10 protein-coding genes are annotated in these 18,769 nt (G+C 65.4%); 4 read left to right on the top strand and 6 right to left on the bottom strand.

Annotated features, from left to right (window positions below; all coding sequences use genetic code 11):
• The first annotated feature begins 127 nt into the window (after positions 1-127).
• From ACZ1II_RS17065 to ACZ1II_RS17050, 4 genes are all read left to right on the top strand, one after another.
• A complete protein-coding gene (locus ACZ1II_RS17065; protein ID WP_465144812.1) occupies positions 128-2,389 on the top strand; it encodes a WD40/YVTN/BNR-like repeat-containing protein in 2,262 nt (753 codons plus the stop codon).
• Positions 2,386-4,020 carry a DUF5597 domain-containing protein gene (locus ACZ1II_RS17060; RefSeq protein WP_465144811.1) on the top strand — a complete coding sequence of 545 codons (1,635 nt, stop codon included), beginning with the start codon at positions 2,386-2,388 and terminating at the stop codon, positions 4,018-4,020. Before ACZ1II_RS17065 ends, ACZ1II_RS17060 begins: the two co-directional genes overlap by 4 nt.
• A gap of 64 nt (positions 4,021-4,084) precedes the next feature.
• Positions 4,085-5,734 (top strand): alpha-L-fucosidase, encoded by a 1,650-nt coding sequence (locus tag ACZ1II_RS17055; protein WP_465144810.1) that lies wholly within the window; start codon positions 4,085-4,087, stop codon positions 5,732-5,734.
• Positions 5,735-5,776: 42 nt separating this feature from the next.
• Positions 5,777-7,405 (top strand): DUF5597 domain-containing protein, encoded by a 1,629-nt coding sequence (locus ACZ1II_RS17050; RefSeq protein WP_465144809.1) that lies wholly within the window; start codon positions 5,777-5,779, stop codon positions 7,403-7,405.
• A 51-nt stretch (positions 7,406-7,456) separates the two neighbouring features.
• Here ACZ1II_RS17050 and ACZ1II_RS17045 read toward each other — a convergent pair whose 3' ends face one another.
• From ACZ1II_RS17045 to ACZ1II_RS17020, 6 genes are all read right to left on the bottom strand, one after another.
• On the bottom strand, positions 7,457-9,064 hold the full coding sequence (locus ACZ1II_RS17045; protein ID WP_465144808.1) for a family 43 glycosylhydrolase: 1,608 nt from the start codon (positions 9,062-9,064) through the stop codon (positions 7,457-7,459).
• Positions 9,065-9,074: 10 nt separating this feature from the next.
• Positions 9,075-10,577 (bottom strand): GH39 family glycosyl hydrolase, encoded by a 1,503-nt coding sequence (locus ACZ1II_RS17040; RefSeq protein WP_465144807.1) that lies wholly within the window; start codon positions 10,575-10,577, stop codon positions 9,075-9,077.
• A 121-nt stretch (positions 10,578-10,698) separates the two neighbouring features.
• Positions 10,699-12,183, bottom strand: coding sequence for a GH1 family beta-glucosidase (locus ACZ1II_RS17035; protein ID WP_465144806.1), 1,485 nt, complete (start codon positions 12,181-12,183; stop codon positions 10,699-10,701).
• 35 nt (positions 12,184-12,218) lie between these two features.
• Positions 12,219-14,573, bottom strand: coding sequence for a glycoside hydrolase family 31 protein (locus ACZ1II_RS17030; RefSeq protein WP_465144805.1), 2,355 nt, complete (start codon positions 14,571-14,573; stop codon positions 12,219-12,221).
• A gap of 321 nt (positions 14,574-14,894) precedes the next feature.
• Complete coding sequence (locus tag ACZ1II_RS17025) at positions 14,895-15,659, bottom strand: ThuA domain-containing protein (protein ID WP_465147324.1); 765 nt, start codon at positions 15,657-15,659, stop codon at positions 14,895-14,897.
• The gene (locus ACZ1II_RS17020; protein ID WP_465144804.1) at positions 15,659-18,718 is read right to left on the bottom strand and encodes a glycosyl hydrolase family 28-related protein; all 3,060 of its coding nucleotides are present in this window, start codon (positions 18,716-18,718) and stop codon (positions 15,659-15,661) included. The genes ACZ1II_RS17025 and ACZ1II_RS17020 overlap by 1 nt, the downstream gene beginning before the upstream one ends.
• Between the last annotated feature and the right edge of the window lie 51 nt (positions 18,719-18,769).

Below are 18,769 nucleotides of genomic sequence, written 5' to 3'. Positions count from 1 at the left end.
TAACGAACTGCGCGACATCGGATCGGGGTTACTGAATCCGGCAGTCGCAAGGGAAAATCGAGAGGGAACAGGGGAGGCCGTGGGCATCAGCGGGGCAAAGAGAGCGCCATTTGCGGCACTCGCCAGGATGATTGCAGCAGCTCTTGCTGCAAGCGCTGCGCCGATCCTTGCGGATGGCGGCGCCGCTTCCGGTTCGTCCTCTTCCATCGCTGTTTCGCGAACTCGCGAAGTGGCTTACGATTGGCGCAGCGTGCGCGTGGGAGGCGGTGGCTTCACGCCCGGCATCGTCTTCAGCCCGGTCGAGCGCGGTCTGGTCTGGCTGCGCAGCGACATGGGCGGGGCCTATCGCTGGGATGCCGCCGCAAAGCAGTGGGTGCCGCTGCAGGATCGCGTATCCGAAGGCAGCTTCATGGGGATCGAGAGCATTGCTGCCGATCCCGTCGATGGCGGCACGGTCTACCTTGCCGCCGGGATGAACTGGTCTGCACCGGCCGCAATCTTCCGTTCGACCGACTACGGCAAGACCTGGCGCGAGACGCGCGTGCCGTTCGCGATGGGCGGCAACGAGAACGGACGCGGGCTGGGCGAGCGGCTTGCCATCGATCCTTTCGCGCATGACCGCCTGCTGTTCGGATCGCGCCATCAGGGTCTGTGGGCCAGCGACGATGCCGGGGCGAACTGGCGCAAGCTGGATGGCTTCCCGCTCGCCGGGCTGGGCCTGCCGACTAACCGGCGCGAGACGCATGGTGGGCTGTCATTCGTGGTGTTCGACGCCAAACTGCGCGGACGTATTTTCGTGGGCAGTGCCGATCCGGGCGAGCGGCACCTGTTCCGCTCGGACGATGGCGGCAAGACATGGAGCGCGGTTGCTGGCGGCCCGGCGGCCGACATGCTGCCGGTGAAGGCCCTCATCGGCAGCGATGGCGTGCTGACGATCACCTATTGTGACGGCATCGGCCCCAACGGCATCATCCGCGGCGCGGTCTGGCGCTTCGATCCCGTGCGCGGGGCATGGCGCGATGTCACGCCGATCAAGGGCGCGCAGGCGCCCATTGGCGGGTACATGGGCGTTGCGGTGGCCGCGAGCGATCCGCAGACCATCGCCGTCAGCACGGTGGACCGGGGCAATCCAGTCGATACCGTCTGGCTCAGCCATGACGGCGGCGTGCATTGGGACGAACTCTGGAAGCGTTCGGTGCGCGATGTTTCGGCAACGCCCTTCCTCGATTTCGGCGGTAAGGCGAACTTCGGCCACTGGATCGCGGGCCTTGCCATCGATCCCTTCGACGCGAACCACACCGCCTATGTGACCGGCGCCACGGTCTATGCGACGGGCGAATTGCAGAAGCCGGGCACCATGCAGTGGGCGCCGTGGACGCAGGGGATCGAGCAGACCGCGATCATCACCTTGGTTAGCCCCACTGGCGGCGCGCATCTGGTTTCGGGCTTCGGCGACATCGGCGGTTTCCGCCATGACGACTTCACCGTCTCGCCCGCGCACCAGCATATCAACCCGTTCCTGTCGAACACCAACACGCTCGATTACGGCGGCCGCGCGCCGCTGGTTATGGTGCGCAGCGGCAATACCCATGCCCGCGTGGTGCCCGATACCTCGCTGGCATGGTCGGCCGATGGCGGTGCGACGTGGAGCCCTCTGCACGTGCCCAAGGGCACGCCGCATGCCGATGGCACGCCGCTGCCGGAAGAGACCGGCAATGCCGCGATCACCGTCTCGGCCGATGGCAAGACCTTCCTTGTCGAGACCGACCAGCCGCGCATTACCCGCGATCGCGGCGCGACATGGCAGGCGGTGACCGGATTGCCGAGCCGCACCCGCGTTACGTCTGACAAGCAGGACGCCAGGCGCTTCTACGCCATCGACTTCGCGAACAACCGCGTGGTGCGCAGCGACGATGGTGGTGCCCGGTTCCAAGCGCTCGCCGGCAAGGCCCTGCCCGCAGACCTTTCCGCCGCCCAGAGCAGCAACCGCGAAGCGCCGGCGCCGATTCTCGCCGATCCGAACCGCGCCGGGGCCTTGTGGCTCAATCTGGGCGGTGCGCTTTATCGTTCGACCGACTTCGGGACCAACTGGCAGCGGACCGGACAGACCATCGCCATCGAGCGCTACGGGCTTGGCAAGGCCGCGCCTGGCCGCGATAGCGCGGCGCTCTATGCGCTGGGCACGGTCGGCGGGCTGCGCGCGGTGTGGCGCTCCATCGACGGCGGCGCGACATGGCAGCGGATCAATGACGAGGCCCACCAATGGGGCCTGCGCATCCGCGTGATTTCCGGCGACCCGCGCCAGTTCGGGCGCATCTACATAGGAACCGATGGCCGGGGGATCGTCTATGGCGATCCCGCAAACAGGCCCGGGAAGGGGACAGAATGAAAAGCAGGGACTTCATCGCATCGCTCATGCTCGCGGCCGCCATCGGCGTGGCCGCGCCGGTTCAGGCACAGGACGCCGCAACGCAAGTACCGCGCCTCGAAAGCAAGAACGGCCGCCACGCGCTGATCGTGGACGGCAAGCCGTTCCTGATGCTGGGCGCGCAGGCGAACAATTCCAGCAACTATCCCGCGATGCTCGATGCGGTCTGGCCGGTGCTCGATGCGATGCATGCCAATACGCTGGAAATCCCGGTCGCCTGGGAACAAGTCGAGCCGGTCGAGGGCAAGTTCGATTTCACCTACCTGCAAAACCTGCTCGACGCTGCGCGTGCGCATGACAAGCGGGTAGTGCTGCTGTGGTTCGGCACCTGGAAGAACACCAGCCCCAGCTACACGCCGTCGTGGGTGAAGCTGGACAACAAGCGCTTTCCCCGGATGAAGGCGCCGGACGGTTCGGACCACTATGTGCTGACGCCGCTGTCGCAGAACACCATGGCGGCGGACCGCCGCGCCTTCGTGAAGGTGATGGAATACTTGCGCGATCATGACCGGCAAAACACCGTTATCATGGTCCAGCCTGAGAACGAGACCGGGTCCTACCGCGTGCCGCGCGATTTTTCGGCAGAGGCGAATGCGCTCTTCGCCAAGCCGATCCCGGCCGCGCTGGCGAAGAAGGTCGGCAAGTCCGGTTCGTGGGACGCCGCCTTCGGCAAACAGGCTCCGCGCGCGTTCAACACCTGGTACGTCGCCCAATTCGTGAATGCTCTGGCAGAGGCGGGCAAGGCGGTGAAGCCGCTGCCGATGTACGTCAACGCCTCGCTCGCCGGGCCTTCCAACGTGCCTGATCCCACCGGCGTCGCCAGCGGCGGCCCGCAGTGGGACGTGCTGGACATCTGGAAAGCGGGCGCCCCGGCGATCGACTTCGCCGCGCCCGATATCTACGACCGCAACAGCGCCAACGCCGTCAAGTATCTCGACCAGTATGCCCGCCCGGACAATGCGCTGATGGTGCCGGAAATCGGCAATGCGAAGGAATTCGCGCGCTTCTTCTGGGCCACCATCGGGCGTGGCGGCATCGGTTTTGCGCCCTTCGGCATGGATGACACCGGCTACTTCAACTACCCGCTCGGCGCGACCGCGCTGGACAAGGAGACGCTGGCCGCCTTCGCATTGCCCTATGGCGCGCTGGCACCGATCGCCAGCGACTGGGCGAAAATCGCCTATGACCGTCCCACCTGGGGCGCCGCCAAGCCGGACGACAGTGCGGTGCGTGAAACCGTGATGGGCAAGTGGAAGATTTCGGCCGACTGGGGCCAGTGGCAGTTCGGCCAGAAGGACTGGACCTGGATACCCACCAAGCCCGCGCCTTGGGCCGATCAGCCGGTGGGCGGCGTGGCCGTGGCCCAGCTTTCGGACACCGAATATCTCGTCATGGGCGATCATGTCCGCGTCAATTTCTCGCCCGCCAAGGGGGAGAAAAACGGCGTGATCGTCGCCGTGGAGGAAGGCACGTTCAAGGACGGCAAGTGGGCGACGACGCGCGTCTGGAACGGCGACCAGACCGACTACGGCATCAACCTGATCGACCGGCCGCAAGTGCTGAAGGTCACCACCGGCTTCTATTCGAAGTAATGCGCCTGGAGGGGCAGAGGATTATCACGATGGCTGGCGCACTCCTTCGCAGCAGGTGCAATCCGTGAAGGGGTTGAGGCCGGATCGTCGCCGCTTTCTGGCGGGCGCGCTTGCCGCAGGGGCCTCTGCGCGGCCGCTGGCTGCCGCCGCCGCCACGACCGGCGCGGCTGCAGGTCCGGTCCAGGCCAGTTGGGCCTCGCTGGTAGAGCACTATCGCTATCCCGACTGGTTCCGCGATGCCAAGTTCGGCATCTGGTCGCACTGGGGCCCGCAGGCGGTGCCCGAGCAGGGCGATTGGTACGGACGCTTCCTCTATATGCAGGGGCATCCGATGTACGAACATCACCTGAAGACCTACGGCCATCCGGCCGATACCGGCATGATGGAGATCCAGAACCGCTGGAAGGCGGAAGCCTGGGACCCGGAAGCGCTGATGCAGCGCTTCGTGAAGGCGGGCGCGAAGTATTTCGTCTCGCTCGCCTGCCACCACGACAATCTCGACTGTTTCGACAGTTCGCACCACGCCTGGAATTCGCAGCGCGTGGGGCCGGGTCGCGATATCATCGGCACCTGGGAGAAGGTCGCGCGCGCGGCGGGGCTGAAGTTCGGCGTTTCCAACCATATCTCGCACGCCTGGCACTGGTATCAGCCGGCCTATGCCTATGATCCCGAAGGCCCGCGCAAGGGCGAGCGCTACGATGCCTACCGCCTCACCAAGGCCGATGGCGCAGGCAAGTGGTGGGACGGGCTGGACCCGCAGGAACTCTACACCGGCCGCCATATGGTCGCCCCCGACGGCATCGATTCCATCGCGGCGATGAACGCCTGGCACGACAAGAACGACGGCCAGTGGATCGAAACCGCGCCGCCGGGGGACGAGACTTTCGCGCGCCAGTGGCTGCTGCGCCAGATGGACCTCGTGGCCAAGTATCGCCCCGATTTCTGCTATTTCGACAACTACGAACTGCCGTTCGGGCAGTACGGCCTCGCGGCGGCGGCGGACTACTACAACCGCTCGATCGAATGGCACGGCAAGATCGACGTGGTGCTCACCGCCAAGCAGCTCAAGTCCTATGCCCGCTTCGGACTGGTGCAGGACGTGGAGCGCGGCTTTACCGACCATCTCTGGGACGAACCCTGGCAGACGGACACCTGCATCGGCGACTGGTTCTACAACCGCGACCGCTTCACGCAGAAGAGCTATGTCGGTGCTGAGGGCGTGCTGCAGCGGCTGGCCGATGTGATTTCGAAGAACGGCAACCTGCTGCTCTCGATCCCCCAGCGCGGTGACGGCACCATCGATAGCGAGGAGGAGAAGATCCTCGACGACCTTGCCCGCTGGATGGGGGTGAACGGGCAGGCTGTGTTCGGATCGCGCCCCTGGCATACTTATGGCGAGGGGCCGACAGTGCTCTCGGTCGGCATGCAGAACGAGGGCGGATTCAAGGGCTTTGTCGAGGGCGACGTGCGCTTCACCGTCAAGGACGGTGCGCTCTACATGTTCGCATTGGCCGCGCCGAAGAAGCCGCTTTCCGTGAAGGCGCTGGGCCGCCGCGCGATGGCGCAGGCAGGCAAGGGGCAAGTGGCAAAAGTCAAGCTGCTCGGCGGCGGCGCGGTGTCGTTCCGGCAAGGGGCGGAGGCGATGGAAATCGACCTGCCGCAAGGGCTCGGCACGGTGCCGGTCGTGAAGATCGAAGGGCGCGGGATCGCCTGAACCTAAACGCCCAGAGCGATACCTAGAGGAACCTAACGCGACATGAGAGGCACCTGGAAAACCCTCGCGATGCTCTGCGCCGCGCTTGCCGCTGCTCCGTTACCAGCGTCGGCTGCATCCGACGAGGTGCCCCATATCGTCACCCGCGATGGCCGTCATGCGCTGATCGTTGATAGCGCTCCCTTCCTGATGCTGGGTGCGCAGATCAACAACTCCAGCGCATGGCCAGCGACGCTTCCTAAAGTCTGGCCCATGATGGCGGCGATGCACGTCAACACCGTCGAAGTGCCGATCGGCTGGGAGCAGATCGAGCCGGAGGAAGGCCGCTTCGATTTCACGTTCGTCGACCAGCTGCTCCAACAGGCCCGTGCGCAAAATGTGCGGCTGGTGCTGCTGTGGTTCGGCACCTGGAAGAACACCAACCCGCAATATGCCCCGCGCTGGGTGAAGCTGGACAATGCCCGCTTCCCGCGCATGCGCCGCGCGGACGGCACCCTGCATTACGCCCTGTCCACCTTCGGCAAGGCAACCTTGGCGGCGGACAGCAAGGCCTTCGCCGCGCTGATGACCCATCTGGTCGAGGTAGACCGGCAGAATACCGTCATCATGATGCAGGTGGAGAACGAGGCTGGTTCCTACGGCCTTGCCCGCGACCATTCGCCCGAGGCCAATGCCGCCTTCGCCGCGCCCGTACCCGAAGCGCTGCGCAAGCGTTTCGGCAAGCCTGCCGGTAACTGGACCGCGCTGTTCGGCCGCGATGCCGAACTCTATTTTCATGCCTGGCAGGTCGCCAGCTACATCGACAAAGTGGCGGCGGCGGGCAAGGCGGTGAAGCCGCTGCCCATGTACGTCAACGCCGCGCTGCCCGGCGATCCCTTCACCTGGCACGACCCGAATACTTACGCCAGCGGCGGCCCGGCCAATACGGTGATCGACGTCTACAAGGCTGCCGCCCCGCATCTCGATCTGGTGGCGCCGGACATCTACAACCCGAAGCACAAGGCCTATCTCGGCTTCCTCGACGCCTATCGCCGTGCGGACAATCCGTTGTTCGTGCCGGAGACCGGCCACGCCCCCGAATATGCGCGTCACTTCTTCGCAGCGCTGGGCAAGGGCGCGATCGGCTGGTCGCCCTTCGGCATCGACCCGCTGCGCTATCGCCCCAGCCTGCCGCTGGCATCGAAGCTGGATGACGAGGCGATCGCGCCTTTCGCGGCCAATTACGCCCTGTTCGCACCGATGGCCCGCGTCTGGGCAAAGCTGGCCTTCGAAGGCAAAGTCTGGGGCGCGTCCGAACCCGAAGACGCCGCCGATGGCCACAAGCAGGTGATCCCGCTGGGCAAATACGTCGCCACCGCCAATTTCGGCAATGGAGACTTTGGCCCCACCGATCCCAAAGGCAATGCCAAGCCCTCAGGCGGCGTCGCCATCGCCGAGATCGGCCCGGACGAATACCTCGTCACCGGCTACTTCACCCGCGTGGAATTCGTGCTCGCCGATCCGAAGGCCGCCAATCTCATCCTCGACCGGGTGGAGGAGGGCACTTACGATACCGCAGGAAAATGGCAGTTCCAGCGCGTATGGAACGGCGATCAGGTGGACTGGGGTCTGAACTTCACCGCTGCCCCGCAAGTGCTGCATGTGAAGCTGGCGACCTATCCGATCCGTTAGGCGCCATGAGACAGGGGCAGCGCGCCGGTTGAACCGGCGCGCTGCCCAAGTTCAACCGTTCACCGCCCGATAGCGGAAGTCGCGCAGCCGGGCTTGGCCGCTGCCCGCCACATAGATGCCGAAGCGCAGGCTGAGGAAGCCGCCGAAGACATTGTGATGGATGCCCGACACTTCCATGCGGGTGCCGTGGCGCTGCCAGTTCCGGCCCTCGTCATACGAATAGTACCACGTGACCACGTTCTCATGGTTGGTGACGCGCAGGCGTAGGCTGCGGGCCTTGTGCGGCACCCCCGCCCAGGGCAGGTCTTCCGAGTATTCGTAGATCTTCAGCTTTTCGGGCGTGAAGCCCAGTCCGACGAAAGCCTTGTGGTTGTAGAACAGCAGGATGCCCGCCTCGCCGTCTCCGACAAGGTCGATCGAGACTTCGGCTTCGTAGCTGCGGTCGCCCACAATGCAGGTCAGCGGTGAGGAATCCGCAGGCGACGTGCCGCTGCCCGCGATCGTCAGTCCGCCCGTTTCGTAGCGCGCGCGCTCAGCTTCGCCGCGCTTGGGGGCGTGGAAGCTCCACTGCACGACGAAACGGTCTTTCGCGAAATCGTCCGACAGGCCCGGCGCCGAGGTGCTGGGAGTTCCGCCCTTGGGCTTGGGCAAGGGCAGCGAAAGGTCGCCGCCTTTCGCACGGAACCAGCCATCCGCCGTCCATTCGATCGGCTCCAGCAGGGTCTGCCGTCCCAGCGTGCGCATGCCGTTTTCATAGCCGTGATAGACCATCCACCAGTCGCCCGCCGGGCCTTCTACCAGCGTGGCATGGCCGCGCGACCACCATGGCTCGTCCACGCTGACCGTGCGCACCAGCGGGTTGCGAGGGCAGTGCTCCCACGGCCCGTCGATCGAGCGCGAGCGGGCCGCGATCACCATATGCCCGGTCACCGGCCCGGCCGTGCCGCCGATGGCGGTGACGAGATAGAACCATTCGCCCTTGCGCAGCAGCTTGGGGCCTTCGGGTGCGAAGTTCTCCACCACCCAGTCGTCCGGGTAGCGCCAGGGGTTGTAGGCCTGCTCAAGCGTGCCGTCGGTGGCGAGGCCGTCGTCGGTCAGGCGGATGCGGCGGATGCCGTTGGTGAAGAGATAGCGCTTGCCGTCCTCCCCGACCACATGGCCCGGATCGATGGCGCCGCGAATGCCGAGGTCGATCGGTTCGCTCCACGGCCCGGCGATGTCATCCGCCCAGATCACGTAGATCGACCAGCCTTCGCCCTTGGGATCGGCGGGGATGTAGATGAAATAGCGGCCCTCGTGCTTCACCAGATCGACCGCCCAGATGGTGCCGAGATTGCGGTGCAGTGCCGGTCCCACCGGTGCCCAGTTGACCAGATCGGTCGAGCGCCAGATCACCAGTCCCGGATAGGAATCGAACGACGAATGCGTCATGTAATAGACGCTGCCGTCCTTCAGGATCGTCGGATCGGCGTGATCGCCCGAGATGATCGGATTGCGATAGAGCCCATTGCCGAGATCGGCCTTGCGCTGGTCTTCGGCGCCGGTGCCCCATTGCTGGGCGGGGGCGGGTTTCGCGCCGGTGAGGGCATTTGCCAGCGAGGGAGTGAGGGCCGCTCCGGCCAGGGCGCCCCCGAACATCGTGCGGCGGGTAACGTCCATCGTGATGTCCTTACTTCGAGACGGGTTCGAGCGTGACCAGCGCCACGTCGTTGCTGCGCATCGCCACTTCCACCGTGATCGCGGCGTCCTTGCCGACGCGGACCAGCCGGTCCTGCGCGGGCCGGTCGGCGGTTTCCTGCTGAAGCTGCGCCAGTTGCGCTGGTGAAAGCGCGGCAGGCATGCCCATGTCGATGTAGGACGAAAGCGGGTCGTTCAGGCGATAGCCGGTCTTGTGGACCTGCAGGCGGTAATTGCCCTTGGCCATGTGGCTGAACCGGAACGTCACCGGCTTGCCGGGTGTGGCGGGTACTTGGCGGGTGTAGAACGGCTTGTTGCTGACGGTCTGCACCGGCTGCTGGAAATCCCAGACGAGTGCGGCGATGCGCTTGCCGTCGCGCGCGGCCATCGCCTGCGCATCGCCGGTGGCAAGGGCCTGCCCGCGCACCGCATTGAGGTACTTGTAGGCGAACCACGCGGGCTTGCGGATGCCCTCCCGGTTCATCAGGCCGAAGCCGCCGTGGAACGGGGTGGGCGGCGGGCCGGGTTCCTCGAACAGATCGGTATAGGCCCAGTAGCTCATGCCCTGGACCATGCCTTGCGTCGCCTTCAGCTTGCTGAGGATGTAGGGCGCGCTGACGTAGCTGTCGTGAACGAAGTCACGCGGGGTGTAGCTGGTGCTCCATTCGGTGAAGAACAGCGGCAGGCCGGGGAAGGCCGATGCCTCGATCTCGCCGCGCACCTTGCGTACATCGCCGGTGATGGCGTCGGGCGAGGGCGAGAGCTTGGTATCCTGCTTGCCTTGCTCGTCCAGAAAACCGCCGTCGACGCCGTAAGTATGCGTCGCCACGAAGTCGACCGGCAGCTTGTGGTCCGCTGCATACTTCAGAAATTCGGGCACCCAGGCTGCGCCTGCGGTGGCTGGGCCGCCGACGCGCAGCCTGGGGTCGATCGCCTTGATGGTGGCGGCGGTATTCCCGTAAAGTTCGAAGTAGGCCTGCTGGTCCGCCTTTTCCCAGAAACCGTCGAGATTGGGCTCGTTCCACAGCTCGAAATACCAGCTGCGCACTTCCTCGGCGCCGTAGCGTGCGCGCAGGTGGGTGACGAAGGCCTGGATCAGGTCTCGCCACATCTTCGGATCGGGGTGGGAGGTATTGCCCTTCCAGTAGAACAGCTGCTGGTCGGAGGTGCGCATGACCGCCGGAGTCCAGCCGAGTTCGACGAAGGGGCGGATGCGCTTGGCCAGAAGCCCGTCGTAGAGCTGGTCGATCTTCGTCCAGTCATAGACGATCTTGCCATCCACCTTGCGCACGGTGCCCAGCACGTCATGGAAGATGTCGTGGAAGCGGATGTAGCGGAAGCCCAGTTCGTCGGACGCCTGCTTGAGCTGCGCCTGACTGTCTTCGCGGATCAGCGTGCCGGGATAGTCCGAGCCCACGGAAAGGTCGAAGAACCGGTCCACCGGCCCGGTGGGCGCGGCGGCGTCGATCGCGATTTCGCGCGTTTCTGCGGCCATGGACGGTTGCGCCAGCGCAACGGTTGCAAGAGCCGTGAGGCCGATCCTGAGCATTCTTCCCCTCCGTGAACTTTTTTTCGGACGCCGTCCCGAATGCTGTCCGGGACGGCGTCATTACCCCTTAGACCAGCCGGTTGGTGCGGATCAGTTCGCGGTACCAGTCGGCGCTGAGCTTGGGCGTGCGCTTCAGCGTCTTGAAGTCGACATGGTGGATACCGAACAGCTTGGTATAGCCGTCTTCCCACTCGAAGTTGTCCATCAGGCTCCACAGGAAGTAGCCCTCCACCGGATAGCCCTCGCGCGCCGCGCGCTGGAGGTGGGTCAGGTAGTTGCGCAAGTACATGACGCGATCCGCGTCGTAGACCTTGCCGTCCTGCGCCACCGGATCGTCGGCCGAGCAGCCGTTCTCCGAGATGTAGATCTTCTTCGGCTTCCACAGCTCGCTGACGGTGCGCACGCCCCAGTAGAGCGCCTCCGGCCCGACATAGAGCCAGGGCGAGGCCATGCGCGGCGAGTTGGCGAGGTGAGGCAGTATCTCGTAACCGCTCGGCGTGTCCGCCGCGCGCACGAAGTTGGGGGTGTAGATGTTGAGCGACACGAAATCGAGCGGCGCACCGATCGCCTTCATGTCGCCCGCCTTGACCTTGGGCGCATCCTTGCCCTGTGCGGCGAGGTAACTGTCGATGTAGCGACCTTCCATGATCGCGGTGAGGAACATCGCGTTCTCCTCGCGCATGGCCTTCCGGGTTGCCTCGATGTGCTCGGGAGTCTCGATCGCGGGAACGAAGATCGTCGCATTGTCGGCCAGGCCGACTTCGGTGCCGGGCCGGGCCGCGGCACGGATCGCCTGGACGCCGAGGCCATGGGCAAGGACGCCGTGGTGGCGGACCTGGTTCACCTGATCCATCGGCAGCTTGAGGCCGGGCGCCTTGCCGCCGGTCATGTAGGACAAGTCGGTGAAGCAGCGCAGTTCGTTCACCGTCATGATGTGCTTCACGCGGTCGGAGACCTTGCCCGCCATGTAGCCTGCATAGTCGGCGAAGGCGTAGGCGGTGTCGCGCGATTGCCAGCCGCCTTTCAGCCCGGTCGGCAGGTCCCAGTGGAACAGCGTCATGTGCGGCTGGATACCCGCCGCCAGCAGACCGTCGATCAGGCGGTTGTAGTAGTCCAGCCCCTTCTGGTTCGGCTTGCCGCGGCCATCGGGGAAGATGCGCGACCAGGCCACGGAAAAGCGATAGGCCTTGGCGCCCAGCGCCTTGAGCAGGGCGATGTCTTCCTCATAGCGGTGGTAGCTGTCGCAGGCGACATCGCCGGTGCCGCCATCGGTGGTCTTGCCCGGCGTGTGGGAGAACACGTCCCAATTGGTCTCCCCGCGTCCGTCGTCCTTGACGCCGCCCTCGATCTGGTAGGCGGCGGTGGCGCAGCCCCAGAGGAAGTCGGCGGGGAAGGACAGCGCTTCGGCGGCGCTGTCGCCGCTCTTCGCGGGCGTCGGCGATGCCATTGGGGCCGCCACACCCTGTGCAGCCGCGCTCCTGCCGCCCAGCGCCGCGCCGAGAGCGGCGGCGCCAAGGCCCATGCCGAGCTGGCGGCGGTTGATTCCGGTCATTTCTGGTAATCTCCCGAAGTCTTGCAAGCGGCGGGTCACTGCCCGCCCATGATCCTGACGAGGCCGTCCAGTTTCTGCCCGGTCGGCAGCGGCTGGCGGCTGGTGAGCTTGCCCGCAGCGTCATCCCACACGAGTTCCGCCTTCTTGCCCCCGGCCTTGCGATAGGCATTGGTGGTACCGTCGTCGTCGTAGAGCGTGAAGGTGGCATTGGCCCCCGGATAGACGCGGACGCTCTCGATCGGCTGTTTCGTGGCCGTGCTTTCGACCTGGGCGCCGATGGGGACGATCGATCCGGCCTTCACGAAGACCGGGATGCGCTCGATCGGGGTATCGACCTCGACCGTCTGGCCGCCTTCGAAACGGCGGTTGGTCCAGTAGTCGTACCAGGCGGTTCCGGTGGGGAGATAGACCGAGCGCTTGGTCTGGCCCTGCTCGGTCACCGGGGCGACGAGGAAGGCCTTGCCCAGCATGTACTCGTCGCCGATGGTCGGGGCCTTCGGGTCGTTCGGGAAGTCCATGAACAGCGCGCGCATGAACGGCGCGCCGGTCTCGTAAGTGCCGCGTCCCAGCGAATAGAGGTACGGAATCAGCGAATAGCGCAGGCGCAGCCAGTCCGCGAGGATCGGCTCGGCCGCCTTGCCGTATTCCCACAGCGCGGTGCCGGGGCGCTGGCCATGAATGCGCAGGGTCGGGGTGAAGACGCTATATTCGAACCAGCGCACGAAGAGTTCGGGGTAATCGGTATAGTCCGCCCCCATCGCCGTCGCGCCCGCCGGATCGACGAGCACCGGATGCTGCGCCTTCGGACCGTTGGGCCACTGCCAGCCGCCGATGTCGCTGCCCCAGTAGGCGAGGCCGGAAGCGGTGAAGCCGAGGCCCGCTGGAACCTGCCGCTGCAGTGCATCCCAGGTCGATTTGACGTCCGAGGACCAGAACAGGCCGCCCGTGCGCTGCGAGCCGAGATAGGCGGCGCGCGAGAGGATCAGGTTGCGGAAACCGGGGCGGTCGCGCTCCGAGCCTGCCGCCACGCCGCTGGTGTGCACCAGTGGGAACAGGTTATGATAGCGGTCGCCCGATCCGATCGAGTAGAAGTAACCGTCCGGCACCAGGTCCGGTTCGGTTTCGTCAAGCCAGAACCAGTCGAAGCCTTCCGAAGCGATATTGTCGCGCAGCTTGCCCCAGAACCATTCGCGCGCTTCGGGATTGGTGCTGTCGATCAGGGCGCCCGCGCGATCGGAACGGACCGGCAGGCCGTCCACCGCATTGCCGTCCTTGTCCTTGAGCAGCCAGCCCTTGGTGTCGAGCATGTCGAAGTAGCGCGATTCCCGTTCGAAGCGCGGCCAGACGCTGATGATGGAGCGCATGCCCATCGCCTTGAGCTGGTCGTTCATGCCCTTGGGGTCGGGGAAGTAGGTGCGGTCGATATCGAGCTGGCCCATGCGCGACCAGTAGAACCAGTCGAGCACCATGACGTCGATCGGCAACTTGCGCTGGCGATAGCCCTGCGCGATGTCGAGCAGTTCCTTCTGCGTCTCGTAGCGGGCCTTGCTCTGGATCAGGCCGAAGGCGGCCTTGGGCGGCAGCGGGGTCTGGCCAGTGAGCTTCGCATAGCCCGCATAGAGCTCGTCGGTGGTCTTGCCGGTGATGACGAAGAACGAGACGCGCTCGCCGACTTGCGACTGGAAGCGGGTGCTGCCGTGGAGGCCCGGCCAGACGGTGGTGCGGGCCGGGTTGTCCCAGACGATGCCGTACCCTTTGTTGGTGACCATGAAGGGCACGCAGACCGTTTCGCCCGCCGGTGCGTCGTAATTGTGCGCGCAGTCGATCTGGCGGCCCCGAAGGTCCAGCATGCCTTCCTGGTTCTGGCCGAGACCGTAGTAGTGTTCGTCGGCAGGGGCATCGAACGAGGCACCCATCTTGAAGGTCTTCTCGCCGTTGACGGTGACGGGGGCCATTTCCCAGCCGGTCATCTTCGTCAGCAGCGTGCCGTCCGCCCCGGTCACCGAAAGGCTGACCGGCGGCAGCGAGGGCGCGAAATAGCGCTGCATCATCGTCGGCGCGGGCGGGTAGGGCTTGGCGTCGATCGTAAGCGTCAGGGCGGAGGAAGCGAACACATCGCCCGAGGCATCGGTGCGGTGAGACCAGCCGGTGGCGTCGGCTTTCGCATTGGGGCCGTCACCCGGCGCGGCGCTGGCGAGCGCCGGATCGAGCGCGATCGTCACCCGCACGATGTTGGGCGCATAAGGCTCGACCGCAACGCGGCTGCCGTGGCGATCGAGCAGGGCCATCGGCTCCGCAACGGCCTCGGCAGCGCCCAGCGCCAGCCATGACAGGCCCAGCGCGATGGTCGCCTTGCGTGCGAGCCTGCCGACGGTTGCCTTGTCCTTCATTCCGAAATCCTCCCTCTGTTGCCATTTTCCCGAAATTCGGGTGCAGCGCGCAGTTTTCAGGCGTCAGCCCATGCGCAATGGATTTTCATGAGCGGGCCGAGTGGCCCTCGATGGTTCGACCTGGGCTTGACCGCGCAATCATTCCGGAAACCGGCAAGGCCGGAACAGTAAATTCGCAGATCACCAGACGAGCATCCTCATTTTCCCTTCGAGCCCGCCGGAACTCTTGCCCCGGTCCGCGATCACGAAGAGGCGGCTTTTGGTACCGCTATCAATTGCTTCTGTCGAGCAGGATGTCGCGCCTCGACGCTATTCGCGGGATCAGTGTTCCTGGCCAAGTCCGGTGGCGGCCCAGTGTATCCCGCCCATCAGGTGGGCAAGATACTGCGGGTCGCGATAGGCATCGCCGTTGTGGCCGAGCGTGGTGACGAAGACGCGGCCCTGTTCATAGCGATGATACCAGGCGACGGGATGGTCCTTGCCCATCGGCCGGGCCACTTGCCCCGGCCAGATGCGGGTAGGATCGTAGCTCGTCTCGTCGACTTTCAGCACGGTCTCGATCTTCACGCCGTGCGGGTTCGAGGTCACATAGAACTCGTCGCTCCACAGCCAGCGGCGGGGCAGGCCGAATGTCGCCGGAAAGCCCGGATCGGCGAGGGTGACGACGCCGGTCTGGTACATCGGATGAATGACGAAGTTCCGGCCGACCAGCTTCTCGTACCAGGGCCAGTTGTCCGGCGGCATGATGAGTGCGCGGTGGACCACGATCGCATTGCCGCCGCCACGCATGTAGCTTTCGAACTTCTGCCGCTGAGCCGGGTTCAGCTCCTCGCCGGGCGTGTTGAGGAACATCACTGCCGCATAGCGGCGCAAATCGCCCTCGAACACGCTCGGATCGTTGGTGAAAGTCAGCTCGAAATCGTGGAGGCGGGCGAGGTGTTCCAGGCTTTCGCGGGCAACGGGTATGTATTCGTAGTGGTACTTGTTGGCGATGGCGAGGACGAGCAGCCTGTATTGGGCATCGGCCCAGGCGCTTCCCGGCATCGCCAGCGCTATCAGCAGCAGCAGTGTCCGGATCACGCGCATCATTGTACCGGCCTCGCTGCGTAAAGCGCGTGATGGGCGAGAATGTAGAGCGTCCGCAGGTCGGGGCCGCCGAACAAGAGTTGAAGCGGGCGTTCCGGCACGTCTATCCGGCCGATCTCACGGCCTTCGGGCGAATAGACGAAGACCTGGCCATTGGCGACGTAGACGCGGCCTTCGGCATCGCGGGCCACGCCTTCGCCGCCACGTTCGGCGAACGGTTTCAGGCCGGTGAGGCTGCCGCCGGCACCGACGATGCCGCTATAAGTGCGATTTTCGGAAGCATTGGTCAGGAACACGCGCTCGCCCGGTCTGGCCTGGATGAAACCATAGCTATCCAGCGAGTCCGAGAAGCGCAAGCCCCGGTGATCGGACGGTCCCTGCTGGAACACCCGCCAGGCCGGAAGCACTACACTGCCGTCCGGCGAAGCATATTCCAGAGACTGCGGCTTGGCCATGTTGCGGGTGAACATCTCGGCCAGCGTGGTGAAAGTGTAAGTCTTCGGATCGATCTGATCCCTGAACTCGCCGTTGATCCACCAGTTGACCGGCAGCACCGTTGCGGCAGTAGCTGCGGATTTGGTGGGGCGCGCTGCAATCATCGTCAGTTCGGTATCGGGCGATCCGGGCTTGAGGCTGTAGACTGTGCCGTTGCGGCCGAAAGAGGACAGCACCAGCAGGTTGCCCGAACGGTCGACGGTCAGGTTGACGGGGTCGAGGGCGGCATCGCGCACGATCTCCAGCTTGCGATCGTCCGACCAACTCCAGATGCGCTGGAAATGGCGGTCGATGAAGTAGAGCTTGCCCGCCGCATCCACCGCGCCGCCGCCGATGGAGTGGAAGCCATCCGCCAGCCTCTCGACTCGAACGTTTTCGAATGTCACGGGAGTTACCGGCGCGGGCCAGGCGGTCACATCCAGCACCGCGAACTCGCGTTCGCGCACGTCGAGGCCGTGGGTCACATCGCGCAGGGCGTTCTCGTAGGGGAACTTGGTCAGGCGCAGGAACGTGGCGCAGCCGTTCTCGTCGCACGTGCCGAGACCGCTCTCGGCATTCACATGGACATTGCGGAAGCGGATGTCGTGCGAGTTGTAGAGCGTGACGGCGGCGGGCGCTGCCTTGCGCGTGCGGGTCACGCGATAGGCGTGGAGGTTGGCGACCAGGATATTGCTGGAATCGCGGATTTCCAGCGCTACGGCATCGCCGCTTTCGCCTGCCTCGCCTTCTGTCTGCGGGGCGAGCAGTTCCCAGTTGGAGACGCGGTTGAGGCCGATCTCGGTTCGGACGTGATGCTCGACCGAAGCCTGGATCAGGCGGCCTGGGGTCTGGGTGTCGGAGATCAGGATGCCGGGGTTGGCGAACGTGCTCGGGCTCCAGATATTGGCGAAAGTGCCGCCGCCGCCCTGCGTCACCCAGAGGCTGGCATATTGCCCGTCCCAGCGCCGCGAGGCGTCGGGGTCGGCGGTCGCGTTGTTGTTGTAGGGATCGGTCCGCGTGCCGTCGAAACGGTTGGTGCCGTGGCCGCCCTGGAACTTGACGTCGTTCACCATCGAGCGGGCGCCCGCCTTCCAGAGCAGGGCCGTGGCGCGAGGGTTGTTGCCATTGGTATCGAGGCCGATCCCTGCGACGATCGCGTCTCCGCCCGAGGCGCTTTCCACCAGGGCTTTCGGCGCGCCGATGCCTGCATAGGCGGGCGAACCGTCCGGCAGGACGATCTGCGTCAGGCTGGGATGAAGGCCGATCAGCACCGAATCCGGACGCAGGCGCAGGGTCTCGCTGACCTTGTAGAACCCGGCGGGCAAGTAGACGACGCGGTGGGTGTCGATGGCTTTCTGAAGGGCGGCGGTATCGTCGCTGAGGTTGTCCCCCCTGACGCCGAGCCTGCGGGCGTTCACCCATTCGGAGACGGGTGGCAGCGCGCGGATTGCGGGAGCGGATGGGGCGGGCACGGCCGGAAGCGGCGCGGCGTCGATCTGGGTGCGATATTCGCCCATTTTGCCGAAGGCGGGCAAGGTCAGGCCATGGCTGAATGCGGCGACCTTGTAGCTCTCTCCCGCGCCGGGGACCGTCCGCCCGCTCTCGCGGAACCGGGCGAAGACCGGCGTGCGCGAGGCCGCCACATTCTGGAAGCCGACTTGCGTGTAGACGTTGTTCTCGTTGGAGACGATCACGCCTGCCTTCGAGACGTTCTCGAACCGCACGTCCTGTCCCCAGAGCCAGTCGCCGTAGCCCTTGTCGATCTCGATGCCGACCGGGGTGTCGCGGATCGAGACATTGAGCAGGGTCAGTCCGGCCTCGTGCTCGCGAATGGCGGCATCGCGCTGGCCCTCGAACGTGGAATCCACCAGCGCGAAAGGCCAGGCGGGCGAGGGCTTCTCGGCGAGAATGCCGTAGCGGCCGCCGCGAAAGTGCAGGTCCTCGGCCTCGTTGGCGACGTGGTAGAGTCCGGCGAGGCCCGAGCCGATATCGAAATCGACATGGCTGACGAAGCTGTGCTGGGCCGAGTGGAAGCGGATCGCGCTGGCGGCGGGATTGCCGTCCAGAATGCGGAAATCGATATTGCCGAGCGCCGAGTAGAAAGTGCCTGGGTTGGCGTCGGCCACGTTCTTGTTGAACGGAACGGAGCCGGGCGGCGGGAAAGCGACTTCACGGACATCCTTGGGATCGCGTTCCCGCGCCGAGCCCGCGAAGACGAGCATATGCGCCACGCCGCGCTGGAAACCGGGGGTCTTTGCGCCGAGCAGGATGACGGGGCGTTTCTCGCCCACCCCGAAGATGCGCACGCCGGGCCAGAGGAACAGCGTGCGGCTGATGCGGTAGGTGCCTTGCGGAAGGAACACGATGCCGCCGCCGACGCCCTTACCCGCGGGGCCCTGCGCGGCCTTGTCGATCGCCTGCTGGATCGCGGCGGTATCGTCGGTGCGACCATCGCCCTTGGCCGTGACAGTGACGGCGGCGGGTTCGTCCGGCGCGACGGTGTAGACCGACGGCGATGCGGCGACCGGCGCGGCGGCGAGCAGCGTCAACGTCGCCGTGGAGGCTGCCAGGATCGCGCGCTTCATGTATTCTCTCCGTAATACTCAGCATTTGCTGCAGGGGCTTCGACAAGCTCA

It is taken from the genome of Novosphingobium sp. BL-S-20, assembly GCF_055521635.1.
Note: the sequence above shows the minus strand (reverse complement) of the source record. Positions and strands in the feature narration are given on the sequence as shown.

Bases quoted from the DNA above. Each gene is read 5' to 3' on its own strand.
- ACZ1II_RS17065 (WP_465144812.1), top strand. From the start codon at position 128: ATGATTGCAGCAGCTCTTGCTGCAAGCGCTGCGCCGATCCTTGCGGAT.
- ACZ1II_RS17060 (WP_465144811.1), top strand. From the start codon at position 2,386: ATGAAAAGCAGGGACTTCATCGCATCGCTCATGCTCGCGGCCGCCATC.
- ACZ1II_RS17050 (WP_465144809.1), top strand. From the start codon at position 5,777: ATGAGAGGCACCTGGAAAACCCTCGCGATGCTCTGCGCCGCGCTTGCC.
- ACZ1II_RS17045 (WP_465144808.1), bottom strand. From the start codon at position 9,064: ATGGACGTTACCCGCCGCACGATGTTCGGGGGCGCCCTGGCCGGAGCG.
- ACZ1II_RS17040 (WP_465144807.1), bottom strand. From the start codon at position 10,577: ATGGCCGCAGAAACGCGCGAAATCGCGATCGACGCCGCCGCGCCCACC.
- ACZ1II_RS17035 (WP_465144806.1), bottom strand. From the start codon at position 12,183: ATGACCGGAATCAACCGCCGCCAGCTCGGCATGGGCCTTGGCGCCGCC.
- ACZ1II_RS17030 (WP_465144805.1), bottom strand. From the start codon at position 14,573: ATGAAGGACAAGGCAACCGTCGGCAGGCTCGCACGCAAGGCGACCATC.
- ACZ1II_RS17025 (WP_465147324.1), bottom strand. From the start codon at position 15,659: ATGCGCGTGATCCGGACACTGCTGCTGCTGATAGCGCTGGCGATGCCG.
- ACZ1II_RS17020 (WP_465144804.1), bottom strand. From the start codon at position 18,718: ATGAAGCGCGCGATCCTGGCAGCCTCCACGGCGACGTTGACGCTGCTC.